Source organism: Streptomyces sp. NPDC043878 (assembly GCF_056435735.1).
In genome coordinates this window covers 260,407-286,199 of sequence record NZ_JBWKDW010000003.1, presented here as the reverse complement: position 1 = coordinate 286,199, position 25,793 = coordinate 260,407, and the positions used below count along the sequence as shown (strand labels likewise).

Annotated in this window: 30 protein-coding genes; 9 read left to right on the top strand and 21 right to left on the bottom strand. The window is 68.2% G+C overall.

Annotation, left to right across the window (positions count from 1 at the left end; translation table 11 throughout):
- Nucleotides 1-52 precede the first annotated feature (52 nt).
- The 4 genes from AC07AZ_RS07110 (at nt 53) to AC07AZ_RS07095 (ending at nt 1,708) form a co-directional block, all read left to right on the top strand.
- Nucleotides 53-904: a helix-turn-helix domain-containing protein gene (locus AC07AZ_RS07110; RefSeq protein ID WP_478844610.1), complete on the top strand. Its 852-nt coding sequence runs from the start codon at nt 53-55 to the stop codon at nt 902-904.
- An 8-nt stretch (nt 905-912) separates the two neighbouring features.
- Entirely contained in the window at nt 913-1,131 is a 219-nt protein-coding gene (locus AC07AZ_RS07105; RefSeq protein ID WP_478844858.1) for a DUF397 domain-containing protein, read from the top strand.
- Between the two features lie 70 nt (nt 1,132-1,201).
- A complete protein-coding gene (locus tag AC07AZ_RS07100; RefSeq protein ID WP_478844609.1) occupies nt 1,202-1,420 on the top strand; it encodes a DUF397 domain-containing protein in 219 nt (72 codons plus the stop codon).
- 69 nt (nt 1,421-1,489) lie between these two features.
- Entirely contained in the window at nt 1,490-1,708 is a 219-nt protein-coding gene (locus AC07AZ_RS07095; protein WP_478844607.1) for a DUF397 domain-containing protein, read from the top strand.
- Here AC07AZ_RS07095 and glmS read toward each other — a convergent pair.
- Nucleotides 1,669-3,516 (bottom strand): glutamine--fructose-6-phosphate transaminase (isomerizing), encoded by a 1,848-nt coding sequence (gene glmS / locus AC07AZ_RS07090; protein WP_478844605.1) that lies wholly within the window; start codon nt 3,514-3,516, stop codon nt 1,669-1,671. The two genes, AC07AZ_RS07095 and glmS, sit on opposite strands and share 40 nt — an antisense overlap.
- 548 nt (nt 3,517-4,064) lie before the next feature.
- Here glmS and AC07AZ_RS07085 point away from each other — a divergent pair.
- From AC07AZ_RS07085 to AC07AZ_RS07070, 4 genes are all read left to right on the top strand, one after another.
- Entirely contained in the window at nt 4,065-8,396 is a 4,332-nt protein-coding gene (locus tag AC07AZ_RS07085; RefSeq protein ID WP_478844856.1) for an RICIN domain-containing protein, read from the top strand.
- Nucleotides 8,397-8,557: 161 nt separating this feature from the next.
- Nucleotides 8,558-9,010 (top strand): hypothetical protein, encoded by a 453-nt coding sequence (locus AC07AZ_RS07080; protein WP_478844603.1) that lies wholly within the window; start codon nt 8,558-8,560, stop codon nt 9,008-9,010.
- 181 nt (nt 9,011-9,191) lie between these two features.
- Entirely contained in the window at nt 9,192-10,160 is a 969-nt protein-coding gene (gene coaA, locus AC07AZ_RS07075; RefSeq protein WP_478844601.1) for a type I pantothenate kinase, read from the top strand.
- A gap of 46 nt (nt 10,161-10,206) precedes the next feature.
- On the top strand, nt 10,207-11,190 hold the full coding sequence (locus AC07AZ_RS07070; protein WP_478844599.1) for a DUF389 domain-containing protein: 984 nt from the start codon (nt 10,207-10,209) through the stop codon (nt 11,188-11,190).
- 53 nt (nt 11,191-11,243) lie between these two features.
- Here the strand turns inward: AC07AZ_RS07070 and glmM are convergent, their stop codons facing one another.
- The 3 genes from glmM to rplM all read right to left on the bottom strand — a co-directional run bounded on the left by glmM (nt 11,244) and on the right by rplM (nt 13,823).
- A complete protein-coding gene (glmM, locus tag AC07AZ_RS07065) occupies nt 11,244-12,602 on the bottom strand; it encodes a phosphoglucosamine mutase (RefSeq protein ID WP_478844597.1) in 1,359 nt (452 codons plus the stop codon).
- A 204-nt stretch (nt 12,603-12,806) separates the two neighbouring features.
- Nucleotides 12,807-13,337, bottom strand: a complete 531-nt coding sequence (gene rpsI, locus AC07AZ_RS07060) for a 30S ribosomal protein S9 (RefSeq protein ID WP_478844595.1) — start codon at nt 13,335-13,337, stop codon at nt 12,807-12,809.
- Nucleotides 13,338-13,379: 42 nt separating this feature from the next.
- On the bottom strand, nt 13,380-13,823 hold the full coding sequence (gene rplM, locus AC07AZ_RS07055) for a 50S ribosomal protein L13 (RefSeq protein ID WP_055614906.1): 444 nt from the start codon (nt 13,821-13,823) through the stop codon (nt 13,380-13,382).
- Nucleotides 13,824-14,229: 406 nt separating this feature from the next.
- On the opposite strand from rplM, the gene AC07AZ_RS07050 reads away from it, so the two are divergent.
- Entirely contained in the window at nt 14,230-15,114 is an 885-nt protein-coding gene (locus tag AC07AZ_RS07050) for a hypothetical protein (RefSeq protein WP_478844592.1), read from the top strand.
- A gap of 25 nt (nt 15,115-15,139) precedes the next feature.
- Here the strand turns inward: AC07AZ_RS07050 and truA are convergent, their stop codons facing one another.
- From truA to AC07AZ_RS06965, 17 genes are all read right to left on the bottom strand, one after another.
- Nucleotides 15,140-15,997 carry a tRNA pseudouridine(38-40) synthase TruA gene (truA, locus tag AC07AZ_RS07045; RefSeq protein WP_478844590.1) on the bottom strand — a complete coding sequence of 286 codons (858 nt, stop codon included), beginning with the start codon at nt 15,995-15,997 and terminating at the stop codon, nt 15,140-15,142.
- 72 nt (nt 15,998-16,069) lie between these two features.
- A complete protein-coding gene (gene rplQ / locus AC07AZ_RS07040) occupies nt 16,070-16,570 on the bottom strand; it encodes a 50S ribosomal protein L17 (RefSeq protein ID WP_371669679.1) in 501 nt (166 codons plus the stop codon).
- A gap of 190 nt (nt 16,571-16,760) precedes the next feature.
- Entirely contained in the window at nt 16,761-17,783 is a 1,023-nt protein-coding gene (locus AC07AZ_RS07035; RefSeq protein WP_053661878.1) for a DNA-directed RNA polymerase subunit alpha, read from the bottom strand.
- Between the two features lie 158 nt (nt 17,784-17,941).
- Complete coding sequence (gene rpsK, locus AC07AZ_RS07030) at nt 17,942-18,346, bottom strand: 30S ribosomal protein S11 (RefSeq protein ID WP_003956432.1); 405 nt, start codon at nt 18,344-18,346, stop codon at nt 17,942-17,944.
- A gap of 64 nt (nt 18,347-18,410) precedes the next feature.
- On the bottom strand, nt 18,411-18,791 hold the full coding sequence (gene rpsM, locus AC07AZ_RS07025) for a 30S ribosomal protein S13 (protein ID WP_328749708.1): 381 nt from the start codon (nt 18,789-18,791) through the stop codon (nt 18,411-18,413).
- A 193-nt stretch (nt 18,792-18,984) separates the two neighbouring features.
- A complete protein-coding gene (gene rpmJ, locus AC07AZ_RS07020; protein ID WP_003998809.1) occupies nt 18,985-19,098 on the bottom strand; it encodes a 50S ribosomal protein L36 in 114 nt (37 codons plus the stop codon).
- A 61-nt stretch (nt 19,099-19,159) separates the two neighbouring features.
- Nucleotides 19,160-19,381 (bottom strand): translation initiation factor IF-1, encoded by a 222-nt coding sequence (infA, locus tag AC07AZ_RS07015; RefSeq protein WP_003948620.1) that lies wholly within the window; start codon nt 19,379-19,381, stop codon nt 19,160-19,162.
- Nucleotides 19,382-19,522: 141 nt separating this feature from the next.
- Complete coding sequence (map, locus tag AC07AZ_RS07010) at nt 19,523-20,359, bottom strand: type I methionyl aminopeptidase (RefSeq protein WP_356033193.1); 837 nt, start codon at nt 20,357-20,359, stop codon at nt 19,523-19,525.
- Nucleotides 20,360-20,503: 144 nt separating this feature from the next.
- The gene (locus AC07AZ_RS07005; protein WP_478844587.1) at nt 20,504-21,166 is read right to left on the bottom strand and encodes an adenylate kinase; all 663 of its coding nucleotides are present in this window, start codon (nt 21,164-21,166) and stop codon (nt 20,504-20,506) included.
- The gene (secY, locus tag AC07AZ_RS07000) at nt 21,166-22,479 is read right to left on the bottom strand and encodes a preprotein translocase subunit SecY (protein WP_356033198.1); all 1,314 of its coding nucleotides are present in this window, start codon (nt 22,477-22,479) and stop codon (nt 21,166-21,168) included. The genes AC07AZ_RS07005 and secY overlap by 1 nt, the downstream gene beginning before the upstream one ends.
- Nucleotides 22,480-22,727: 248 nt before the next feature.
- Nucleotides 22,728-23,183 (bottom strand): 50S ribosomal protein L15, encoded by a 456-nt coding sequence (gene rplO / locus AC07AZ_RS06995; RefSeq protein WP_053746341.1) that lies wholly within the window; start codon nt 23,181-23,183, stop codon nt 22,728-22,730.
- A 2-nt stretch (nt 23,184-23,185) separates the two neighbouring features.
- Nucleotides 23,186-23,368 (bottom strand): 50S ribosomal protein L30, encoded by a 183-nt coding sequence (gene rpmD / locus AC07AZ_RS06990; RefSeq protein WP_046263519.1) that lies wholly within the window; start codon nt 23,366-23,368, stop codon nt 23,186-23,188.
- Complete coding sequence (rpsE, locus tag AC07AZ_RS06985) at nt 23,368-23,976, bottom strand: 30S ribosomal protein S5 (RefSeq protein ID WP_356033202.1); 609 nt, start codon at nt 23,974-23,976, stop codon at nt 23,368-23,370. The genes rpmD and rpsE overlap by 1 nt, the downstream gene beginning before the upstream one ends.
- Before the next feature lie 64 nt (nt 23,977-24,040).
- Nucleotides 24,041-24,424, bottom strand: coding sequence for a 50S ribosomal protein L18 (gene rplR, locus AC07AZ_RS06980; RefSeq protein WP_020132625.1), 384 nt, complete (start codon nt 24,422-24,424; stop codon nt 24,041-24,043).
- A gap of 3 nt (nt 24,425-24,427) precedes the next feature.
- Nucleotides 24,428-24,967: a 50S ribosomal protein L6 gene (gene rplF, locus AC07AZ_RS06975; RefSeq protein WP_478844583.1), complete on the bottom strand. Its 540-nt coding sequence runs from the start codon at nt 24,965-24,967 to the stop codon at nt 24,428-24,430.
- A 24-nt stretch (nt 24,968-24,991) separates the two neighbouring features.
- Nucleotides 24,992-25,390: a 30S ribosomal protein S8 gene (gene rpsH / locus AC07AZ_RS06970; RefSeq protein ID WP_030380853.1), complete on the bottom strand. Its 399-nt coding sequence runs from the start codon at nt 25,388-25,390 to the stop codon at nt 24,992-24,994.
- 214 nt (nt 25,391-25,604) lie between these two features.
- The gene (locus AC07AZ_RS06965; RefSeq protein ID WP_003948630.1) at nt 25,605-25,790 is read right to left on the bottom strand and encodes a type Z 30S ribosomal protein S14; all 186 of its coding nucleotides are present in this window, start codon (nt 25,788-25,790) and stop codon (nt 25,605-25,607) included.
- Nucleotides 25,791-25,793 lie beyond the last annotated feature (3 nt).

Genomic DNA, 25,793 nt, shown 5'->3' with positions numbered 1-25,793 from the left:
CTCACCCTCGAACGAGTCACGACGACCGGCGTGTTGAGGCGAGGAGCGATCGATGGTCCTGAGGCGCGAACCAACGGCGCGTCAGCTGCGCCTGGGGATCGAGCTGCGCCGGCTCCGGGAGGCGGCCGGGCTCACCGGCCAGGAGGCGGCCGCACTGCTCGGGACGGGCCGCGTCCAGATCAGCCACATCGAATCCGGACTCACCGGAGTGAGCGAGGAGCGGCTGCGCCGTCTCGCCTCCCATTACGCCTGCACCGACAACGAGTTCATCGAGGCACTGATCGCGGTGGCCTCAGATCGGACACGCGGCTGGTGGGAGCAGTATCGAGGGTCTCTTCCCACACCTTTCCTGGATCTGTCCGAACTGGACCACCACGCCCGGTTCCAGTACAACGTGGCCATCGTGTTCGTGCCGGGCCTGCTCCAGACCGCCGACTACGCCCGCGCTGTGTTCTCCAACAGGATTCCCGAACTCACTGCGACCGAGATCGACTTGCGCGTCCAGCACCGCCTCGCGCGCCACGCGATCATCGACGGGCCTGACCCCATCCCCTTCAAGGTGGTGATCCACGAAGCGGCCCTCCGCATCCGGGTCAGCGACCATGCCACATCACGATCCCAGCTCACCCGCATCCTGGAACTGTCCGAAGCGAATCACATCACCGTGCGTGTCATTCCCTTCGACCTGGACGGCTTCTCCTGGGGCGGCAGCGCGATGACCTACGTGGGTGGCTCCCTACCCAAGCTGGACACCGTGGTCCGCGACGCTCCCCATGGCGCGGCCTTCGTCGATTCCGAAGCTCAACTAGCCACCTACCGAACACGCTTCCGTAAAGTGGAGGCTGCGTCACTTGCACCGGAACGATCGCGTGACTTCATCCACAGACTGACCAAAGAGCTGTGAGGCAACTCGTGACCACCCACGACAACTGGCGGAAGTCGTCCTACTCCGACGGCGGCGACGGCAATGACTGCGTGGAGATCGCGGCCTCGCCGACTTGTGTCGCCGTACGCGACACGAAGGCCCCGACCCGAGCGACCCTCGACTTCCCGGCCGGAGCCTTCTCCGCCTTCCTCGACGGCGTGAAGTACTACTCCACCGTCACCGACTTCGCCAGGTTGCGCGATTGATCGAGCTCGTTGCCGCGAAACATTCGCGTGACTTCATCCACGGGCTGGCCAAGGAGCAGTGATACCTACCGTGACCGCCCCCCAAATCTGGCGCAAGTCGTCGCACTCCGGCGGCGGTCAGGGCGACGCCTGCGTGGAGGTCGCACACCGCCACACCCACATATCCGTCCGTGACTCCAAGGCCCCGGCCAGAGCCATCCTCGACTTCCCGGCTGGAGCCTTCTCCGCCTTCCTCGACGGCGTGAAGGGCTACTCCACCGTCACCGACTTCGCCAGGTCGCGCGGCTGATCGACCTCGTTGCCGCGGAACGATCGCGTGATTCATCCACAGACTGGCCAAAGAGCTGTGAGGCAACTCGTGACCACTCACTACAACTGGCGCAAGTCGTCCTACTCCGGCGGCGGCGACGGCAACAACTGTCTGGAAATCGCGGCCCACACCACCCACATACTGATCCGTGATACCAAGGCCCCGACCCGAGCGACCCTCGACTTCCCGGCCGGAGCCTTCTCCGCCTTCCTCGACGGCGTGAAGTACTACTCCACCGTCACCGACTTCGCCAGGTTGCGCGGCTGATCCACCTCGTTGCCCCGGGCCGTGGCCAGTTCGCAGGCGAAGACCTGCAACGGGACCGTTGCGACCAGTGGTTGCAGCAGAGTCGGGGTCGCGGGGATGCGGATCAGATGGTCGGCGTACGGCACGACCGCCTCGTCGCCCTCCTCCGCGATGACGATGGTGCGCGCGCCGCGGGCGCGGATCTCCTGGATGTTGGAGACGATCTTGTCGTGGAGGACGGACCGGCCGCGCGGCGACGGGACCACGACGACCACCGGTAGGTCGTCCTCGATGAGGGCGATCGGCCCGTGCTTGAGTTCGCCCGCCGCGAAGCCCTCGGCGTGCATGTAGGCGAGTTCCTTGAGCTTGAGGGCGCCTTCGAGGGCGACCGGGTAGCCCACGTGCCGGCCGAGGAAGAGCACGGTGTTCTTGTCGGCGAGCGAGCGCGCCAGGGCGCGGACCGGCTCCATGGTCTCCAGGACGCGGTCGACCTCGCCGGAGATATGGGACAGGTCGCGGATGACGGCGCCGATCTCGTCGCCCCACTTGGTGCCGCGGACCTGGCCGAGGTACAGGGCCACGAGGTAGCAGGCGACGAGCTGGGTCAGGAACGCCTTGGTGGAGGCGACGGCGACCTCGGGTCCGGCGTGGGTGTAGAGCACGGCGTCCGACTCGCGGGGGATGGTGGAGCCGTTGGTGTTGCAGATGGCGAGGACCCTGGAGCCCTGCTCGCGGGCGTGCCGCAGCGCCATCAGGGTGTCCATGGTCTCGCCGGACTGGGAGATGGCGATCACCAGGCTCTGCTGGTCGAGGATGGGGTCGCGGTAGCGGAACTCGCTGGCCAGTTCCACCTCGCACGGGATGCGGGTCCAGTGTTCGATGGCGTACTTGGCGATCATCCCGGCGTGGAAGGCCGTACCGCAGGCGACGATGACGACCTTGTCCAGCTCGCGGAGTTCGGCGGCGCTGATCCGCACCTCGTCCAGGGTGAGGGAGCCGGCGGCATCGATACGGCCGAGCAGGGTGTCGGCGACCGCCTTGGGCTGCTCGGCGATCTCCTTGAGCATGAAGTAGTCGTAGCCCCCCTTCTCGGCGGCCGAGGCGTCCCAGTCGACGTGGTACGACCGGACGTCGGCCGGACGCCCGTCGAAGCCGGTCACGGTGACGCCGTCCCGCCGTAGCTCCACGACCTGGTCCTGACCGAGTTCGATCGCCGAGCGGGTGTGGGCGATGAACGCGGCGACGTCCGAGGCGAGGAAGGCCTCGCCGTCACCGACGCCCACCACCAGGGGCGAGTTGCGCCGGGCGCCCACGACCACGTCGGGTTCGTCGGCGTGCACCGCGACCAGCGTGAACGCGCCGTCCAGCCGCCGGCAGACCAGCCGCATGGCCTCCGCGAGGTCGGCGCAGGAGGAGAACTCCTCGGCGAGCAGGTGCGCGACGACCTCGGTGTCGGTCTCGGAGGACAGTTCGTGCCCGCGCTCGGCCAACTCGGCGCGCAGGGCGGCGAAGTTCTCGATGATGCCGTTGTGCACGACGGCGACGCGCCCCGCGTTGTCGAGGTGGGGGTGGGCGTTGGCGTCCGTGGGGCCACCGTGGGTCGCCCACCGGGTGTGCCCGATGCCCGTCGTCCCCGCCGGCAGCGGCCGGTCGACCAGCTCCTTCTCCAGGTTGACCAGCTTCCCGGCCTTCTTGGCGGCGGCGAGCCCCCCGTCGGCGGGCACGGCGACGCCCGCCGAGTCGTACCCCCGGTACTCCAGCCGCTTCAGCCCGGCCATCACGACCTCGAGCGCCGACTGCGACCCCACGTATCCCACGATTCCGCACATGAGCGGCAGCCTAAGCGCCACCACCCGTCGAAACCCGGCACTCCCTGCCCGAATTCGGAAATCCCCAGCGGTCAGGACCACCGACGCGTGACACCTCGCGCACAGCCAAAGCACTTGACCCCCACAGACAACTCACGACTACAGTGACCGCACGCGCGTTCGGGCACGACCAACCCGGTCACGCGAACCACCAGTTGCGACCGGGGGAACAGTGTCGCCACGCCACGGGGGGGCGTATCGGCATGCCGCCATGCATGTCATCCGCGAGTCCTCCACCGGCGCATCGCGGCCTCCTTCCCCTCGATGAAGGAGCGCACTTGCGTCCCAGACCACCGTGGGTTTCCAGACTCGGACCACCGCCGAGGAGATCAGGCCGGTCGGTGCGGGTCGTCACACCCGTCGTCCTCGCCGCCGCGCTCGTGGCGGGCATCGCCACCAGTCCGGACCTCATCGGCCGATACGCACGACCGGACGCCGTCCCGGCAAGCGACAGCCGCCCCTGGTACGACGACACCGCTGCCGAGCAACTCCGCCAGGACCAGTGCCTGATGACGGACGTTCTGCGCCTTGGCGGCCCCGCCATGTCCGCCACCGCGCAGAGCGCGCTCGACCAGCCCGCCGACAAGCTCCACGCACTCGCCGACCGTCAGCGCTGGCAGGACACTCCGCTCGCCACGGCGTACAAGAGCGACCGTGACACCGCCGACAGGGAGGGGGACGCGCTCTTCGCGCTCCGCGACGGCTGGAAGAAGCCCCTGGAGGGGCTGACCAACCCCGCAGGCTTCACCGTCACCGGTTTCCTGTGGCCGCCCGACGGCAGCGACGGCAAGCCGAGCTTCTACGGCCAGACCGGCCTGTCCCAGTGGATATCCGACCGCTTCTGGCAGGACGAGGAGGCCTTCTACAAGGACCCCACCCCCGTCGCTGACGCGACCACGCGCAAGGCCGTCAGCGACCTCGGCACACCCCTGTACGACAAGAACCCGGACCCGGGCCTGCCGAGCGACGAATGGAACCGCGCCCTCGCTGAGCGGGACGCGTTCCGGTGGCTGAACGGGGAGTCGACCGACCCGGCTGGTGCCGACGACGCGCGAATTTTCCTGGCCTCCGGCGGCTTCCCCCGAAGCGCCCCGCAGCAGACCGGCCCCGAGTACCGCATCGCGGTCGAGGACTTGAAGTCCCGCTTCGCGGCCTGCGGCTGGCGTGACCCGCTCGACCCGGACAACGCCCTGACCGATGTCACGGCCACCGCCGCGGCCGAGTGGCAGCAGGAGATCAGCTCCCAGGCCGTCCAGCGCGACCAGATCCTCAACGCCAACAAGGACGCCACCAAGGCCCTCGCGACCGGCGCGAAGACCCTGGGCGATCTGCTCGGCCACTCCTGGGTCGCCGACCACCTGGCTCGTTGGCAGGACTACTGGTCGGCGGGCGGCGTCGGCTACATTGGTGACGCCCCGACGACCATTGAGGCCGCGGGCAAGAAGGGCCTGTGCCTCGACGCCGCGGGCGGCGGTACCGCCAACGGCACCGCGGTACAGATCTACACCTGCAACGGCTCCGCCGGGCAGCAGTGGCAGGTCGAGGGCGACGACAAGGGCCTGCACCTGCGGAACGTCAAGTCCCTCAAGTGCCTCGACGTCGCGAACAACAACGCGGCGAACGGCACGAAGATCCAGCTCTTGACGTGCGCCAGCTCACCGGCGCAGACCTGGGAGTACAACGTCCGGGCCGCCACGCCCCTGGAGAACATGGGCACCGGCAAGTGCCTGGATCTGAAGACGTACGACAACGGCCAGGACTCCAGGCTGTGGACGTGCTCCGGCGGCACCCCGCAGAAGCTCACCATCAAGCCGTCCGGCCACACCGGTACGGTTCCGCCGGCGGCCCAGTTCACCAAGGCCAAGGCCGGTGTCGCGAGCGCCCAGGCGGCGGCGAAGAGCCAGCTCACCGCCCTCAAGGCCCAGCTCACCGCCGCGCAGAAGGCCGCCACCGCGTCGGACACCGCCGAGCAGGCCGCGTACGGCATCGCGGACGCCAACGGCGCCCCCCGCGGCCGTGGCCTGCTGGTCGGCCAGCAGAAGGCACAGGTCACCAAGGGGTCGGTGGCGGCGCTGACGGCGATGGTGAAGGCCGGCGAGACCGCCGAGGCCGCCACCCGCGCCGCGGCCGCCGACAGCGAGACGATCTCGCAGCGCGCGCTCGCGCAGGCCGCACAGGCGAAGGCCGAGTTCCGCAAGAAGGCCGCCGAGACGGCCGAGTTGCAGGCCAAGGCAGCGGCCGACGCGGCTAAGGTCCACCGCGACAACGCGAAGAAGGACAAGGAGACCGCGGAGGCCAAGCTCGCCGTGGCGCTGAAGGCCGAGGGCGACGCGAAGTCGGCCGCCGCCGACGCACACGCCAAGCGGCTCGCGGCCGAGGCCGAGGAGGCAACAGCCAAGGCCGAGAAGGAGACCGCCGCGGCCAAGCAGGCCGAGGCCAACGAACACAAGCAGAACGCCCAGGCCGAAGCCGCCAAGGCGAAGGACGCCAAGGACAAGGCCGAAGCCTCCGAGAAGACCGCCGAGAGCAGGCGGGACGACGCGGTCACGGCACGCGACAACGCCAAGGACAAGCGGGACGACGCGTGGGACGCCGAGCAGAAGGCCGACGCCGCCCGCGCCAAGGCGGACGCCAAGGACGCCTACGCCGACTCCCTGGACTCCGGTGACGCGGCGGACGCCGCCCGCGCCGCCGCCAACGAGGCGGACCAGCACGCGGACGACGCCGAGGCGGCAGCCGACCGTGCCCGCGACGAGGCCGACGCGGCGACCGAGGCCGCGGCCGAGGCGGACGCGGCGGCCACCCGCGCCGAAGCCGCGGCGAAGCGGGCGCGCTCCGACGCGGACGCCGCCCAGGCCGCGAAGCTGAAGGCCGACGCCGCGGTGAAGACCGCGACCAGCGCCACCGCGGACGCCATCAAGGCCGCGGCACACGCCGCGGACGAGGCCAAGACGGCCGTCAAGCTCGCCGACGAGGCGGAGGCACTCGCCAAGACCGCCATGGCCGACGCGGACGCGGCGAACAAGGAGGCCGGCAACGCCCTGGCCGCCGCGGCGAAGGCCGCGGGCTTCGCCCACGTCACCGCGCAGGCGGCCGTGGACGCCGCCAACTCCGCCGAACAGGTCGCCAAGCCGGCCAACGACGCGATCCAGCTCGGCTCCCCCTACGTCGACACGGACTCGGCCGCCGGCCTGGTCGTGCTGACCGGGCAGGCGTCGAAGACGATCGCCGACCAGCAGAAGGCCGTCGCCGACGCGCACGCCAAGAACGCGCAGGAGGAGGCCGCCGCCGCCAAGGCCCTCGCCGACCAGGCGGTGGGCGACGCGAAGGAGGCGTACCAGCACGCGGCCAACGCCGCCGGCTACGCGGCCGACGCCCGCGGCTACGCCAAGGAGGCCCTCGGCTACGCGGCCGACGCGGCGGAGGCCGCCTCAAAGGCGTCCGCGTCACTGGCCCGCACGAAGGAGTACGACCGCCAGGCCACGGAGGACGCGGCAGCCGCCGACAAGGCGGCCGGCCGAGCCGAGGGCTACGCGGCGGACGCCCGCTCCTCGGCCGACCAGGCAGCCCTGGACGCCGACGCGGCCCGCGCGGCGGCGAGCGAGGCCGAACAGTCCGCGAAGGACGCCCGAGCGGCAGCCGACCGCGCGGACGCGGCGGCCACCGAGGCGGAGGAGGCGGCGAAGGACGCCGCCAAGTACGCGAAGGAGGCCCAGGAGGCGGCCGACCGCACCGAACGGGAGGAAGCCAACAAGGGGGCATCCGAAGGGGTCGGTACAGGCATTCCCGGTGTGTTCGCCGTTCCGGACGAGTCCACCGTCGAGATCGTCAGCAGCAAGCAGATCGGCACCTGCCCGGGAATGCCGGAAGCGGCCTTCCAGGGCTGCAACGCGAAGTACGACCTGGTCGTCACCTACGAGGCCGACTTCTACCTGTGCACCGACGAGCAGGCCCAGGCCACGGCCGACGGGTGCCCGAAGTCGGCGTGGGAGTTCCTCCAGCGGTCGACGCTGAAGAACGTCAAGATCGAAGGCTGGACGCACACGTTCTCCGGCAAGGACATCGTCCGCGCCGGATGGCAGAGCCTCTTCGGCGATGTGCCCGGATCGATCCTGTTCTCCTTCTTCGCCGAAGACCTGATGGACTGCTGGCACGGCGACAAGACGGCCTGCGCCTGGAGCCTGGCCACATACGTTCCACTCGAAGGCCTGCTCGCCCCGATCTCACGCGCCCTCAAGGCACTCGACGCCGCCGCCAGGACAGGCATCGGCTTCGAAGACGCCTTCAAGGCACTACGCAGCCTGGACGGTCTGTCTCCGCTGGCAAAAGAAGGAATCGGCGCCAAGGCCCTCCAGCAGCTGTACGAGACATGCACGAAGCGCAGCAAGGCTGCATTCGCGCTCTCGGCAGGCGGCGCGTGCGCGAACATGATTCCGTACGCTGGTTCGGAACTGGCCGCTGTTGCCTACAAGTTCCGGATAGCCAGCGGACTCAGGTACAAGTACGGACGGAACATCGCGGTCGCGAGGGTTCCGGGATGGGCTGCGGCCACCGGCGCGAAGGATGACTTCGTCGTCGCCGCGAATATCCCGCTGGGGCTTCACTCCGAGGAACTGATTGTGCAAAAACTGGAACAAAAGGGATTCACCAAGAACCAGATCTCGGAGCTCTACAGCGAACGCAGCCCCTGCCAGGACAAGTGCTCTCCCCTCGTGGAAGGCATACCGGTGACCTACTCCACTCCGGACGGACCTGGCGCATTCGATATGCTCGAATCCATGATCGAAATGTTCGAGCGTGGAAAGTTCGCACGTTCCACTGAATCGAGTCTGTCTGAGTGAAGCATGGAGGGGGGCGCCGGAGAACTGGACCTCTGGTAGCCCCCCTTATGCGCACGGACACGTCACTGTCGGCCGGGGAAAACCAACATCCCGACCACTCGGAGAAACTGCGGCTTCCGACACCCGTACCATCAGAGATGACTCACGTCAGGAGGTGCCCAGTGACGTACATAGACCCCCAGAGTCGAGCCACGGCTGAGGCACACGGTCACCCGTATGCGTCGGAGGAAATCATCGCCGCTGGGTACGATCTGGCACGCCGGGTCTGTGGAGAACTCCACCGCTCCGGTCTTCCCACCTATGTCAAGAGTCCGGGAACGCCGAGACAGCCCGGCGTCTCGGTGGAAGTCGACAGCCAGGGTGAGTACGCCGGAGGCCTCTACGTCCGCTGGATCGCCCCAGAACTGGGAGAGGCCGGTCTGCGGGCGATAGCGGAACGGCAGGACCCGGCGGCGCCGGAGTGGAAGCGCTACACCGAGGTTGTACTAGTCATGCAGACGGCATTGATCGGCATCCTGCGTCTGGCCGGCTTCCACGTCGTGCGGGCGGAGGAGGTCGATGACATCGCCAAGGGTGACGTGTACGTCCACGCCGATACGCCCTCGTCTTCGTGAGCACCCTCATGATCCAGGACACGCTCCCAGGGTCTTGGTCTGCGTTCCCAGGGCCCGGCGCTGTCGTGGACGGCTGTGAGCGATCGGGCCAGGGACGGGATCACGCCCCACGTGACCCACCCCACCCCCCACCCCGTTCAAACTCCGTTAACAATGGACTGTGATATCCCCGGTCTCCCCGATGCCCCGGAGCGCCCACCGGCACAGGCCGGAGGCGACTCCCTACCTCGACCTCACCCGAGCCGAGTGGAGCGCGCTGCGGGAGAAGACGCCGCTGCCGCTGACCGCCGAGGAGGTCGAGCGGCTGCGCGGGCTCGGTGACGTCATCGACCTGGACGAGGTGCGGGACATCTACCTCCCGCTGTCCCGGCTGCTCAACCTCTACGTCGGCGCCACCGACGGCCTCCGCGGCGCCCTGAACACCTTCCTCGGCGAGCAGGGCTCCCAGTCCGGCACGCCGTTCGTGATAGGCGTCGCCGGCTCCGTGGCCGTAGGAAAGTCCACCGTCGCGCGTCTCCTCCAGGCCCTGCTGTCGCGCTGGCCCGAGCACCCGCGCGTCGAGCTGGTGACGACGGACGGCTTCCTGCTGCCGACCCGCGAGCTGGAGGCCCGCGGCCTGATGTCCCGCAAGGGCTTCCCCGAGTCGTACGACCGCCGGGCCCTGACCCGGTTCGTCGCCGACATCAAGGCCGGCAAGGGCGAGGTGACGGCCCCCGTCTACTCGCACCTCATCTACGACATCGTCCCCGACCAGCGGCTCACGGTCCGCCGCCCCGACATCCTGATCGTCGAGGGCCTCAACGTGCTGCAGCCCGCCCTGCCCGGCCAGGACGGCCGTACCCGGGTCGGCCTCGCGGACTACTTCGACTTCAGCGTGTACGTCGACGCCCGCGTCGAGGACATCGAGCGCTGGTATCTCAACCGGTTCAAGAAACTGCGCGCGACCGCGTTCCAGGACCCGTCCTCGTACTTCCGCAAGTACACCCAGGTCTCCGAGGAGGAGGCCCTCGACTACGCCCGCACGACCTGGCGCACGATCAACCGCCAGAACCTGGTCGAGAACGTGGCCCCCACCCGCGGCCGCGCCACCCTCATCGTCCGCAAGGGCCCGGACCACAAGGTGCAGCGGCTCAGCCTGCGCAAGCTGTGACCGGACCCGCGGGCCGGCCCCCGGCGCGGGCCTGTAGAAATGACCCATGCTGCACCTGCGCCTGATCACCCCGTCCGACAGGACCGACGACGTGGTCCGCCTGATCGAGACGACGGTCGGCACCACCCATGTCGTCCTGCTGCCGGGGGTCGCCCGCAATCCCGCCGGAGACGTGGTGCTGTGCGACGTGGCACGCGAGGCCGGTGACGAACTCCTCACCGGTCTGCAGGAGTTGGGCATCGAGACCACCGGCTCCATCGCCGTGGAGAACATCGACCTGTCGCTGTCCAAGCGCGCCGAGAAGGCCGAGGCGGAAGCTCCCGGCGAGGGCGCGGACGCGGTGCTGTGGGAGCACCTGACGGAGGCCACGCACGAGGAGTCGACCCTCTCGGTCACCTACGTCGCCTTCATCACCATCGCCACGATGATCGCGGCCTGCGGTGTGGTGCTCGACAACGCCATCCTGATCGTCGGCGCGATGGCGGTCGGACCGGAGTTCGGCCCCCTCGCGGGCATCTGCACCGCGGTGGTGCGGCGGGCGCCCCGGCTGGCGCTGCGCTCGCTCGTCGCCCTGCTCGTCGGGTTCGCGGCGGCCATGCTGGTGACGGCGGGCTTCAGCCTGTTCATGGACGCCGTCGGCCTGTTCAGCAAGGCCCAGTTGGAGGCCGACCGCCCCAACACCGGTTTCGTCTACGCGCCCGACTGGTTCTCGTTCGTCGTGGCCATTCTCGCCGGGGCCGCCGGCACCCTCTCCCTGACGTCCTCCAAGTCGGGCGCCCTGGTCGGCGTCGCCATCTCGGTGACGACCGTCCCGGCCGCCGCCAACGCGGCCGTGGCCCTGACCTACGGCGACGCCAACCAGACCTGGCACTCGACGGAGCAGCTCCTGCTGAACCTGGTGGGCATCATCCTCGCGGGCACCCTCACCCTGCTGGCCCAGAAGTGGTTCTGGTCCCTCCACCGCTCCAACAGGCGCCCGGGAGACTTCCCTTCGGGGGCGAGGCGACCGACCGGCACGACAGGGCACTGACGGTCACCCGCCCCCCTGCACAGGCCGGCGACCGCGCCCCGCCCCCAACCCGTCTAGCCCAGCGCGGACTTCACCACGTCGGCCAGCCTCCCGGCCACCGACCGCGCCTGGTCGATGTCCGCGGCCTCGACCATGACCCGTACCAGCTGCTCGGTCCCCGAGGGCCGCAGCAGGACGCGTCCCGTCGCGCCCAGTTCCCGCTCCGCCTCGGCGACGGCGTTGGCGAGTTCGGCGGAGCTCCCGACCCGGGTGCGGTCCACGTCCGGCACGTTGATGAGGACCTGGGGCAGCCGCTCCATGACGGCGGCGAGGTCCCGCAGCGACCGGCCGGTCTCGGCGACCCGGGCGGCGAGGAGCAGGCCGGTCAGGGTGCCGTCGCCGGTCGTCGCGTGATCCAGGATGATCACGTGCCCGGACTGCTCGCCGCCGAGGGCGTAGCCGTGTTCCTTCATCTCCTCCAGCACGTACCGGTCGCCGACCGCGGTCTGGACGATCTTCAGTCCCTCCCGCTCCAGCGCCAGCTTGAAGCCCAGATTCGACATGACCGTCGCGACAACGGTGTCGGAGCGCAGTGCGGAACGCTCCCGCATCGCGAGCGCGAGTACGGCCATGATCTGGTCGCCGTCCACCTCCTCACCGGTGTGGTCGACGGCGAGGCAGCGGTCGGCGTCACCGTCGTGCGCGATGCCGAAGTCCGCTCCGTGCTCGATGACGGCGGCCTTCAGCGGCCCGAGGTGCGTGGAGCCGCAGCCGTCGTTGATGTTGAGCCCGTCGGGCTCGGCACCGATGGTGACGACCTCGGCCCCGGCCCGGGTGAAGATCTCCGGTGAGACCAGGGCGGCCGCGCCGTGCGCCTCGTCGAGGACGATCCGCAGACCGTCCAGACGGTTCGGCAGCACGCCGAGGAGATGCTCGACGTACCGCTCGGAGCCCTCGTCGTAGGACCGGACCCGGCCCACGCCCCCGCCGGTCGGCCGGTCCCAGGGGGCGCCGGTGCGGTGCTCCTCGTAGACGGCCTCGATCCGCTCCTCCAGCTCGTCGTCGAGCTTGTGCCCGCCGCGCGCGAGGAACTTGATGCCGTTGTCGGGCATCGCGTTGTGGCTGGCGGACAGCATCACGCCGAGGTCGGCGCCGAGCGCGCCCGTGAGATACGCCACCGCCGGTGTCGGCAGCACACCGACGCACCGCACGTCCACACCCGCGCTGGCGAGGCCGGCGACCACGGCGGCCTCCAGGAACTCCCCCGACGCACGTGGGTCGCGGCCGACCACGGCGGTCGGCCGGTGGCCGGCGAAGGTGCCCGCCTCGGCCAGTACGTGCGCCGCGGCGACGGAGAGGCCCAGTGCCATCTCGGCCGTCAGATCCGCGTTGGCGACACCGCGCACGCCGTCCGTGCCGAAGAGTCGTCCCACTTGTCCTCCTGAGGAAGCATCAGTTCCGGAAGTCCGGAAGCCGTCCGGTGACTTCCGCATCCCAGGCATTCCATGCCTGAACATCAGATCACACAAGACTTTGAAGGTCTTATGTCGTTATACGCCCAGGCCGTGATAAACGAACGCCCCGGCGGCACAGTGGCGTGCCGCCGGGGCGTTCGGACTACGTACAGGCAGCAGCGATTAACGCTTGCTGTACTGCGGAGCCTTACGGGCCTTCTTCAGACCGGCCTTCTTGCGCTCGACCGCACGGTCGTCGCGCTTGAGGAAGCCGGCCTTCTTGAGGGCGCCGCGGTTGTTGTCCACGTCGGCCTCGTTCAGGGCGCGGGCGACACCGAGACGGAGCGCACCGGCCTGACCGGAGACACCGCCACCCGAGATGCGGGCGACGACGTCGTAACGGCCTTCGAGCTCGAGCACCTTGAAGGGCTCGTTGACTTCCTGCTGGTGCACCTTGTTCGGGAAGTAGTCCTCAAGGGTGCGACCGTTGATCTTCCACTTGCCGGTGCCCGGGACGATCCGGACGCGGGCGATGGCGTTCTTGCGGCGGCCCAGGCCGGCGGCCGGCTGGGGGTCGCCGAAACGGCCGGCCAGCGACTCGGAGGTGTACTCGCCCTCGACGGGCACCTCGGACTCGGTGGTGTAGCTCTCGATGTCCACGTTCTCGACATCGGCGTTCTCGTCGAGGGGCTGCTCGACAGTGGTCTCGGCCACGATTCTCCTCAGGCTTCTCTACGTCTTAGGGGGTGGCCGGAACTACTGCGCGACCTGGGTGATCTCGAACGGCACCGGCTGCTGGGCAGCGTGCGGGTGCTGGTCGCCCGAGTAGACCTTCAGCTTCGAGAGCACCTGACGGCCCAGGGTGTTCTTGGGGATCATGCCCTTGATGGCCTTCTCCACGGCCTTCTCGGGGTTCTTCGCCAGCAGCTCGTCGTAGCGGACGGAGCGCAGACCACCCGGGTAGCCGGAGTGGCGGTACGCCAGCTTCTGGGTCTTCTTGTTGCCGGAGAGGTGCACCTTGTCGGCGTTGATGATGATGACGAAGTCACCAGCATCGACGTGAGGCGCGTAAATCGGCTTGTGCTTGCCCCGCAGGATGTTCGCGGCAGTGGTCGCCAGACGACCCAGGACGACATCCTGGGCGTCGATGACGTACCACTGGCGAGTGATGTCGCCGGGCTTGGGGCTGAACGTACGCACGGTCGTAGCCTTCGCTTCTTCAGTGAGTGGGTCCTGACATGGCCACCACGGACGATGTACGACAGCCCTGGCGGACCTCGGTGACGCAACCGAGTCCTGCCGCTGGTCATCGGCCCGGTGGACCGGTGTAAGGGCCCCTCACGTGAGAATGAGCAAGCCAATACACATAACGAACAAGCAGGATACCTTCGGGGACCCGGACGGGTCAAAACGCGGGATCGCTGCCGGTACTCATCGTACCGGGCTCCCGCCCCGACCACCGTGCCCCGTGCCGGCCGGACCCGCGGGAACCGCTGTGACCTGCGAAGACGAGGGGCAGGTGTGACGCAGGGGACGCGCAGAGTGACATGTTCCTTCACATTCACACAGCACAACGACACCCGTTCGCCCGTCTAAGATGCGGCCCATGAGCTTTGGGCAGGGGGGACCCCAGTCCCAGTGGGATCCCTGGAAACCGAATTCCCAGCAGCAGCCGTGGCACAGCGGCACCGACCAGACGCCGGACTGGGCCGCGCTGGCCGAGGCGTCCGAGACGCGCAACCGGCGCCGCCGACTGCTGTTCATAGGCGGCGGCGTCGTCGCCACCGTGGCGGTCGGCGTCGCCGTGGCGATGGGTGTGCTGGACGCGGGCGGCAACGACGAGGCGTCGGGCAACCCGACCTCCCAGCTGCCCTCGACGGGCGGCCTGCCGAGCGCGTCCGGCGGGACGGCCCCGTCGTTCGCCCCGACCAGCGCGCCGCCCCCGCTGGACCCGAAGGAGTTCATCGCCAGCAAGAACAAGGACACGGCGCCGGTCGGCCCCGACATCCTCTTCCCGGGCACCCAGCTGACCATGGGCGAGACCGTCTACAAGAAGGGCGCCGTCGCCGACACGAAGAACTGCGCGTCGGCCGCCCGCGGCACCCTCGTCAAGGTCCTCGCCGACAACAAGTGCACCCGCCTGATGCGCGTGACCTACTCCAGGGACGGCGTCGCCGTGACGGTCGGCGTGGCCCTCTTCGACACCGAGGCGCAGGCGACCGGCGCCAAGAGCCAGGCCGACAACAAGAGCATCGTCGGATCGCTGGCCGGCAACGGCGTGAAGGCCTTCTGCAACTCCGCGATCTGCCGCTCGACCACCAACTCCTACGGCCGCTACGCCTACTTCACGATCGCCGGGTTCACCGACGGCAAGGACGTGACGACGAAGGACACCAAGGTCTTCGCCACCGGCAACGACCTGGCGGAGTTCGCCTTCCGCCAGATCCGCCGCCGCGGCGAGGCCCAGGCGTCGGCCGCCGCCGCCGGCTAGGAGGGCCCGGGAGCCAGGGCCGGGGTCAGCAGCAGCCGGCCCCGGGCAGCGACCGCTTGTTGCGCGCCTCCCGGCTGCGCGCGGCCAGCAGTTCGTCGGCGGGGTAGCCGACCTCCTCCAGCGTCAGCCCGTGCGGCCGTACGACGTGCACGGCCGAGTCCCGTACGCCGGCCGCCAGCACCTTCCCGGGCCACTCGCTCCCCCGGTGGCCGTCGCCCACGAACAGCAGCGCCCCGATGAGCGAGCGCACCATGTTGTGGCAGAACGCGTCGGCGCGCACGGTCGCGGTGATGATCCCGTCCTCGCCCCGCTCCAGCGCCAGCTCCTGGAGCGTACGGATGGTGGTGGCCCCTTCGCGCCGCTTGCAGTAGGCGGCGAAGTCGTGCTCGCCGAGCAGCGCCCGGGCGGCCTCGTTCATGGCGTCCACGTCCAACGGCCAGTCGTGCCACAGGACATGGCCCCGCAGCAGCGGGTCGACCCCGCCCGGGCTGTCGGTGACCCGGTAGGCGTACCGCCGCCAGACGGCCGAGAAACGGGCGTTGAAGCCCGCGGGGGCCTCCGTGAGGGACCAGACCCGGACGTCCTTCGACAGGCGCCCGGCGAGCCGCTTGAGGAGCTTCTCGCGGTGCTCGGCCCACAGCTCGACGGGCAGGTCGACATGAGCCACCTGCCCGCGCGCGTGCACCCCGGCGTCCGTCCGCCCGGCCACGGTCAGCTCGTACGTCGTCTCCCCGGACCGCGTGACGGTCCGCAGGGCGTCCTCGATCTCCCCCTGCACGGTCCGGCGCCCGCCGGCCTGCTTCGCCCAGCCGGAGAACCCGCTCCCGTCGTACGAGAGGTCCATCCGCACCCGTACGAACCCGGGCTGTACTTCGTCACTCACCCCTAGATCCTCTCAGCAACGCAAGAGCGGGCCCGCCCCGAAGGGCGGACCCGCTCGACGCAGGGCGGAGCCTCAGGCGTCCTTGGACTCCTCGGCCGGAGCCGCGTCCTCGACGACCTCGTCGGCCTTGGTCTCCTCGACCTTGGCCTCCTCGGACTCCTTGACCGCACGCTTGGTGGCGGCCTCGGCCTCGCCAGTCGCCTGCTGCGCGACCGTCAGCGCCTCGACCAGCTCGATGACAGCCATGGGCGCGTTGTCGCCACGACGGTTACCGATCTTGGTGATGCGGGTGTAGCCACCGGGGCGGTTCTCGTAGCGCGGGCCGATCTCGGTGAAGAGCGTGTGGACGACGCTCTTGTCCGTGATCACCTGGAGCACCTGGCGACGGTTGTGCAGGTCGCCCTTCTTGCCCTTGGTGATCAGACGCTCGGCGTACGGGCGCAGCTTGCGCGCCTTCGCCTCGGTGGTGGTGATACGGCCGTGCTCGAACAGCGACTTCGCGAGGTTCGCGAGGAGCAGCTTCTCGTGCGCGGCGCTGCCGCCCAGACGGGCACCCTTGGTGGGCTTCGGCATTGTCTCTCCTAGGTGTCTGCCCCGGCCGTATCAGGTACCGGAGTCAGTGTCCGAGCGGGCGATCGCCCGTCGGAGATCCGGGCGCCTCTTGCGAAGCGCGCGGAGGGTCCGCGCCCCCGAAGGGGCGCGGGGAACTGCGCAACCAGCCACAACGGCCGCGCAGCCGGGATCCGGCCGACTCGCGGAGCGACTAGTACTGCTCGGTCTCCACGAAACCGGCGTCCGCGTCGTCGTCCGCCCCGAACGCGTCCGCCGCGGCGGTCGGGTCGAATCCGGGCGGGCTGTCCTTGAGGGCCAGGCCCATGCCGGCCAGCTTCGCCTTGACCTCGTCGATGGACTTCGCACCGAAGTTGCGGATGTCCAGCAGGTCGGCCTCGGAGCGGGCGACGAGTTCACCCACGGAGTGGATGCCCTCACGCTTGAGGCAGTTGTACGACCGGACGGTGAGCTCGAGCTCCTCGATCGGCAGCGCGAGATCGGCGGCGAGGGCGGCGTCCGTGGGGGACGGGCCCATGTCGATGCCCTCGGCGTCGATGTTGAGCTCACGCGCCAGACCGAACAGCTCGACCAGGGTCTTGCCGGCCGACGCCATGGCGTCACGCGGACGCATGGCCTGCTTGGTCTCGACGTCGACGATCAGCTTGTCGAAGTCGGTGCGCTGCTCGACACGGGTCGCCTCGACCTTGTAGGTGACCTTGAGAACCGGCGAGTAGATGGAGTCGACCGGGATCCGGCCGATCTCCTGGCCCACCTGCTTGTTCTGCACCGCGGAGACGTAGCCGCGACCGCGCTCGACGGTCAGCTCCATCTCCAGCTTGCCCTTGCCGTTGAGCGTGGCGAGGACCAGGTCGGGGTTGTGCACCTCGACACCGGCCGGGGGCGCGATGTCGGCGGCGGTGACCAGACCCGGGCCCTGCTTGCGCAGGTACATCACGACCGGCTCGTCGTGCTCCGAGGAGACGACCAGCTGCTTGATGTTGAGGATCAGGTCGGTGACGTCCTCCTTGACACCCGGCACGGTGGTGAACTCGTGCAGGACGCCGTCGACGCGGATGCTGGTGACAGCGGCGCCGGGGATCGAGGACAGCAGGGTACGGCGGAGGGAGTTGCCGAGGGTGTAGCCGAAGCCCGGCTCCAGCGGCTCGATCACGAACCGGGAGCGGAACTCGTCGACGACCTCTTCGGTCAACGAGGGACGCTGAGCGATCAGCATGGGTGGATCATCCTTCTTTCGTGGACGCCCGCTATTTGACGTCCGACAAAACCGCGCCGCTCACAACACACAGCACGGGGTACTGCAAGGGTACGGGCGATACGGCCCCTTTACGGGGTCGTACCGCCCGAAAACCTCGGACCGCAGGCGGCCGTGCGTCAGACGCGACGACGCTTGGGCGGACGGCAGCCGTTGTGCGGGGTGGGGGTGACGTCCTGGATCGAACCGACCTCGAGGCCGGTGGCCTGGAGGGAGCGGATCGCGGTCTCACGGCCGGAGCCGGGACCCTTGACGAAGACGTCCACCTTGCGCATGCCGTGCTCCTGCGCGCGGCGGGCGGCCGACTCGGCGGCCATCTGCGCGGCGAAGGGGGTCGACTTGCGCGAGCCCTTGAAGCCGACGTGGCCGGCGGAGGCCCAGGAGATCACGTTGCCCGAGGGGTCCGTGATCGAGACGATGGTGTTGTTGAACGTGCTCTTGATGTGGGCGTGCCCGTGAGCGACGTTCTTCTTTTCCTTGCGGCGCACCTTCTTGGCAGCGCCCTGACGACCCTTGGGGGGCATCTATAACTCCTACGGGAGGTGGTCGGTCCTACAGCGAAGACCGCTGGTGAGCGTCCGCTGAGGACTACTTCTTGCCCGGCTTCTTCTTGCCGGCGATGGCGCGACGCGGGCCCTTGCGGGTACGAGCGTTCGTGCTGGTGCGCTGACCGCGGACAGGCAGGCCGCGGCGGTGGCGCAGACCCTGGTAGCAGCCGATCTCGACCTTGCGGCGGATGTCGGCCTGGACCTCGCGGCGGAGGTCACCCTCGGTCTTGATGTTGCTGTCGACGTACTCACGAATCGCGACGAGCTGCTCCTCGGAGAGGTCGCGAACGCGGGTGTTCGGGTCGATGCCGGTCTCGGCCAGCGTCAGCTGGGACAGGGTCCGGCCGATGCCGAACACGTAGGTCAGGGCGACCTCCACACGCTTTTCGCGCGGGATGTCAACACCGGAAACGCGTGCCATTCAATGGCTCCAGTTGATCTTCGGAGGTCTTCCACAGAACCGGCTCCCAGCCCGCCGTACGAGGTACGAACCGGGTCCCCGGCCTCCGAACCGGGGGTGTCGGACACCGTGGTGTCCGGGTCCTGCGTATGAACGTGTGTTGCTCGCGTCGCGCGAATTTCTGCGGAGGTGCAGAGGGTGCGCGGTCCCTGCGTCAGCCCTGGCGCTGCTTGTGGCGCGGGTTCTCGCAGATGACCATGACCCGACCATGACGGCGGATCACCCTGCACTTGTCGCAGATCTTCTTGACGCTCGGCTTGACCTTCATGGGGTGAGGTTCTCCGGGTCAGTTGCCGGCAGTCCCGCCTGCTGCGGGACCTGGGCAAGGTCTACTTGTAGCGGTAGACGATCCGGCCACGCGTCAGGTCGTACGGAGACAGCTCCACCACGACCCGGTCGTCAGGGAGGATACGGATGTAGTGCATACGCATCTTGCCGCTGATGTGTGCCAGGACCTGGTGGCCGTTCTGGAGCTCGACCTTGAACATGGCGTTCGGAAGAGACTCGACGACAGTGCCCTCGATCTCGATGGCACCTTGCTTCTTGGCCACGCTTCGCCCTTCGAATCGACTACCTTGATCGACTCCGTGCGAGCGCATGCAGACATGCGGGTGCACCAGAGCCGACGAGTCAGTCTACGTCAGGGCATCCGGAAAGACGAATCGAGGAAGTCTGCCCCGGGCCGGAGATCGTTAAGCAAGGGGATCCGGCGCGGCCGTGATGCCGAGCTCCGCGAGCTTGGCCCTGCCGCCGTCGGGAGCGGTCAGGACCAGCGGGCCCTGCTCGGTCAGGGCGACGGAGTGCTCCCAGTGCGAGGACCAGGTGCCGTCGGTGGTGATGACCGTCCAGTCGTCTTCCAGGACCTTGGTCCTCGGGGTGCCCAGGGACACCATCGGCTCGATCGCCAGGCAGAAACCGGGGACCAGCTTCGGGCCCTTGCCGCGCCGCTTCTCCACGTAGTTCAGCAGGTGCGGGTCCATGTGCATCTCGGTGCCGATGCCGTGGCCGCCGTAGTCCTCGATGATCCCGTACTTGCCGCCGCCGGGCTTCGGCTGGCGGCGGATGTACGTCTCGACGGCCCGGGAGATGTCGACGAGCCGGTTGCCCGGCTTCATCGCCGCGATGCCGGCCCACATCGACTCCTCGGTGACCCGGGACAGCTCGATCAGCTCCGGGGAGTGACCGGAGCCGACGAACGCCGTGTAGGCGGCGTCGCCGTGCCAGCCGTCGATGATCGCGCCGCAGTCGACGGAGATGACGTCCCCGTCCTTCAGGACGACCTCGTCGGACGGGATGCCGTGGACGACGACCTCGTTGACCGAGGTGCAGATCGTCGCGGGGAAACCGCCGTACCCGAGGAAGTTCGGCTTGGCGTCGTGCTCGGCCAGCACCTTGCGCGCGACCTGGTCCAGATCCCTCGTCGACGCACCGGGCACGGCGGCCTCTCGGGTCGCCGCGTGAATCGCGGCAACGACCAGCCCCGCCGCACGCATCTTGGCGATCTGCTCGGGGGACTTGATCTGCACCATGTCGGCGGAAGCCTTTCGTGGACCGGGAAAGAGTACGAACGCCTTCAACGATAAGGCTTCACGGCCGGCCGCCGGCCGGCCCGCCCCACACGCAGCAGCCGCGGCCCCCTTCGACAGGGAACCGCGGCCGAGGTTCTGCGACGACTACTTGTCGTCCTCGCCCCGCTTCAGCGCCTCCATGGCGCGAGCGGTCACATCCTCCACCTTGCCGAGCGCCGAGATCGTCACCACGAGACCCTGGGCCTTGTAGTAGTCGATGATCGGCTCGGTCTGCGTGTGGTAGACCTCCAGCCGGGTGCGGACGGTCTCCTCGGAGTCGTCGTCCCGCTGGTAGAGCTCCCCGCCGCAGACGTCGCAGACGCCGTCCTTCTTCGGTGCCTTGTACGACACGTGGAAGACGTGCGCCGAGTCGTTGCGGCAGATGCGCCGGCCGGCGATCCGCTTGACGACCTCTTCCTCGGGGACCTCCAGGTCCAGCACCGCGTCCAGCTTCATGCCCTCGGACGTCAGCATCTCGTCCAGCGCCTCGGCCTGCGAGACGTTGCGCGGGAACCCGTCCAGCAGGAAGCCGTTCTCGGCGTCGGGAGCCTCCATGCGGTCCTTGGCCATCGCGATGGTGACCTCGTCCGGCACCAGCTCGCCCTTGTCCATGTAGGACTTCGCCAGCTTGCCGAGCTCCGTCTGCTTGCTGATGTTGGCCCGGAACAGGTCGCCCGTGGAGATGTGCGGGATCGACAGGTTCTTGGCGAGGAACGCGGCCTGCGTTCCCTTACCGGCGCCCGGCGGCCCGACGAGGACGATACGCATCAGCGGAGGAACCCTTCGTAATTGCGCTGCTGGAGCTGGCTCTCGATTTGCTTCACCGTCTCGAGACCGACACCCACGATGATCAGGATGCTTGTCCCACCGAACGGGAAGTTCTGGCTTGCCCCGAAGCCAACCAACGCCATCGTCGGTACGAGAGCGATCAGACCCAGATACAGCGAACCCGGCCAGGTGATCCGGTTGAGCACGTACGAAAGGTACTCAGCGGTCGGTCGGCCAGCCCGGATGCCCGGGATGAAGCCACCATACTTCTTCATGTTGTCGGCGACTTCCTCGGGGTTGAAGGAGATCGCCACGTAGAAGAACGCGAAGAAAACGATCAGCAAGAAGTACATGCTGATGTAAATGGGGTGGTCGCCCTTGGTCAGGTTCTGCTCGATCCAGGTCTTCCAGCCGGAGTTGCTGCCGGAGAACTGGGCGACCAGTGCCGGGATGTACAGCAGCGAGGACGCGAAGATGACCGGGATCACACCGGCCTGGTTGACCTTCAGCGGAATGTAGGTCGAGGTGCCGCCGTAGGAACGGCGGCCGATCATGCGCTTCGCGTACTGCACGGGGATACGGCGCTGAGCCTGCTCCACGAAGACCACCAGGCCGACCATGACCAGGCCCACGAGGATGACGGTGCCGAACTCGATCCAGCCGCCGGCCAGCGTGCCCTGCTTCTTGATCGCCCACAGCGCGGACGGGAACGTCGCGGCGATCGAGATGAACATGAGGATCGACATGCCGTTGCCGATACCGCGGTCGGTGATGAGCTCGCCGAGCCACATGACGACGGCCGTACCCGCGGTCATGCAGATGACCATGGTGATGGTCGTGAAGATCGCCTGGTCCGGGACGATGCTGGAGGCGACCGTGCAACCGGAGAACAGCGCGCCGCTGCGGGCGGTGGCCACCAGGCCGGTGCCCTGCAGGATGGCGAGCGCCACCGTGAGGTAACGGGTGTACTGCGTGATCTTCGACGTGCCGGCCTGGCCCTCCTTCTTGAGGGCCTCCAGACGCGGGATCACCACGGTCAGCAGCTGCAGGATGATGCTCGCCGTGATGTACGGCATGATGCCGAGGGCGAAGATCGTGATCTGCAGCAGCGCGCCGCCGCTGAACATGTTGACCAGGCCGAACAGGCCCTGGTTGCCGGAGGCCTCGTCCACACACTGCTGGACGGACGTGTAGTTGACGCCCGGGATCGGAACGTGGGTACCGACGCGGTACACCACGATGATGGCGAGCGTGAAGAGGAGCTTCTTGCGCAGGTCGGGCGTCCTGAACGCCCGGGCGAACGCGGTGAGCACGGTGCCTCCTGCGACCCCCGCGCAACTGCGTCAAGGGTGACGGTCTTGAGAGTCCGATAGAAACGACGACGTCATACGTAACGGTTGACTGCCGCCCAGGGTGCCCCAAGTGACGCACCCTGTGAAAGTAGGCAGTGCAGGTCACCTTACCGGCGAGACTGCCACCCTAGGAACGACCAACCGGGGATACCCCATTTGTGGGGCATCCCCGGTCGGGATCGCTCAAGTCATCGAGACGCCTGTGGTGTTCAGACGAGCTCGGTGACGGTACCGCCGGCGGCGGTGATCTTCTCCTTGGCGGAGCCGGAGACGGCGTCGACCGTCACCTGCAGCGCCACGGAGATCTCGCCCTGGCCGAGCACCTTGACGAGGCTGTTCTTGCGAACGGCACCCTTGGCGACGAGCCCCTCGACGGTGACCTCGCCACCCTCCGGGTACAGCGCGCCCAGCTTGTCGAGGTTCACGACCTGGAACTCGGTCTTGAACGGGTTCTTGAAGCCCTTGAGCTTCGGGAGACGCATGTGGAGGGGCATCTGGCCACCCTCGAAGCGCTCCGGAACCTGGTAACGGGCCTTCGTGCCCTTGGTACCACGTCCAGCCGTCTTACCCTTCGACGCCTCACCACGACCCACACGGGTCTTGGCGGTCTTGGCGCCCGGGGCGGGACGGAGGTTGTGGATCTTGAGCGGGTTGTTCTCCGCCATGATCAGTCGACCTCCTCGACCGACACGAGGTGGCGGACGGTGTGCACCATTCCGCGGAACTCGGGGCGGTCCTCCTTGACGACCTGCGAGTTGATCCCCTTGAGACCAAGGGAACGCAGGGTGTCACGGTGGTTCTGCTTGCTACCGATGTACGACTTCGTCTGCGTGATCTTGAGCTGAGCCATTACGCAGCACCAGCCCCGGCACGCGCACGCAGCAGAGCCGCGGGAGCGACGTCCTCGAGGGGCAGGCCACGGCGGGCCGCGACCTCCTCGGGACGCTGCAGGCCCTTGAGAGCCGCCACGGTCGCGTGCACGATGTTGATCGCGTTCGACGAGCCGAGCGACTTCGACAGGATGTCGTGGATACCGGCGCACTCGAGCACGGCACGCACCGGGCCACCGGCGATGACGCCGGTACCGGGGGACGCGGGCTTGAGCAGAACGACGCCGGCAGCCTTCTCACCCGTGATCGGGTGCGGGATGGTGCCCTGGATACGGGGGACCTTGAAGAAGTGCTTCTTGGCCTCCTCAACACCCTTGGCGATGGCGGCCGGCACCTCCTTGGCCTTGCCGTAACCGACACCCACGGTGCCGTCACCGTCACCCACCACGACCAGCGCGGTGAAGCTGAAGCGACGACCACCCTTCACAACCTTGGCGACGCGGTTGATCGCGACAACGCGCTCAACGTACGCGGTCTTCTCGGCGGCGGCGTTGCCACCGTCACGGCCCTTCCGGTCCCGCCGCTCGCCGCCACCGGCACCGCTTCCGCGGCGCTGGGGTCCAGCCATTGGATTACCTCTCTCTTTTTCCGCTAGCTACGCAGCGACCTAGGTCGCTAGCGCGACGGGCGACTCAGAACTTGAGTCCGGCTTCGCGGGCGGCGTCCGCCAGGGCGGCGATGCGCCCGGCGTACTGGTTGCCACCACGGTCGAACACGACAGCCTCGACACCGGCGGCCTTGGCGCGCTCGGCGACCAGGGCGCCGACCGACTTGGCCTGCGCGGACTTGTCGCCCTCGCCGCCGCGGATCGTCGTGTCCAGGGTCGACGCCGACGCCAGGGTGTGACCCTTGATGTCGTCGATGACCTGGGCCACGATGTGGCGGTTGGAGCGCGTCACGACCAGGCGCGGACGCTCGGCCGTACCCGAGATGTGCTTACGGATCCGGATGTGGCGACGCTTGATCGCAGCGCGCTTGTAAGCGTCGCCCTTGAGGATCTTCTGTCCGTATGCCATGGCTTACTTACCCGCCTTTCCGACCTTGCGGCGGATGACTTCGCCCTCGTACTTGACGCCCTTGGCCTTGTACGGGTCGGGCTTGCGCAGCTTGCGGATGTTGGCCGCAACCTCGCCGACCTTCTGCTTGTCGATGCCCTCGACCGAGAACCGGGTGGGGGCCTCCACCTTGAAGGTGATGCCCTCGGGCGCCTCGACGGTGATCGGGTGGCTGTAGCCGAGCGCGAACTCGAGGTTCGAGCCCTTGGCCGTCACGCGGTAACCGACACCGCTGATTTCGAGCTTCTTCACGTAACCCTCGGTCACGCCGGTGATCATGTTCGCCACCAGCGTGCGGGACAGGCCGTGCAGGGCCTTGTTCTGACGCTCGTCGTTGGGGCGGGTGACGTTGAGAACGCCGTCCTCACCCTTGGCGATGTCGATCGGCGCGGCAACGGTGTGGGTCAGCGAGCCCTTGGGGCCCTTGACCGCGACCGTACGGCCGTCGATGGTGACGTCCACGCCGGCGGGAACCGTGATGGGGAGCTTGCCAATACGCGACATAGCTGTTTCCTCCGTTCCCTTCCGCTACCAGACGTAGGCGAGAACTTCTCCGCCTACGCCCTTCTTGCCGGCCTGCTTGTCGGTGAGGAGCCCGTGGGACGTGGAGATGATCGCCACGCCGAGGCCGCCCAGCACCTTGGGCAGGTTGGTGGACTTCGCGTACACCCGGAGACCGGGCTTGGAGATCCGCTTGATGCCCGCGATGGAGCGCTCACGGTTCGGGCCGAACTTCAGCTCGAGGACGAGGTTCTTGCCGACCTCGGCGTCCTCGACCTTCCAGCCCGTGATGAAGCCCTCCTGCTGGAGGATCTCCGCGATGTGAGACTTGATCTTCGATGCCGGCATAGCCACGGAGTCGTGGTACGCCGAGTTCGCGTTGCGCAGACGCGTAAGCATGTCTGCGATCGGATCAGTCATGGTCATGAGTTGGCCTTCGGCCTCTCTCGCCGGGGTTTCCTGGTGCGCCATCCCTCTCCCCGATCCGAGACGGGACGGGTGCGGCGCGGTGGACCTACGGCGTAGTAAGTCGTACGGGCGGCAATCAGGCGCCCAACCCTCCAAGCCTAAGCCATGAAGAGGTGGGCACCTGACACGCCCAGTGCTTACCGAGAGCCCTGCAATCCCCTGTTTAGGGGGATTACCAGGAGCTCTTGGTCACGCCCGGCAGCTCGCCACGGTGAGCCATCTCACGAAGGCACACGCGGCACAGGCCGAACTTGCGGTACACGGAGTGGGGACGGCCGCAGCGCTGGCAGCGCGTGTAGCCACGCACGCCGAACTTGGGCTTGCGAGCAGCCTTCGCGATCAGAGCCTTCTTCGCCATCTC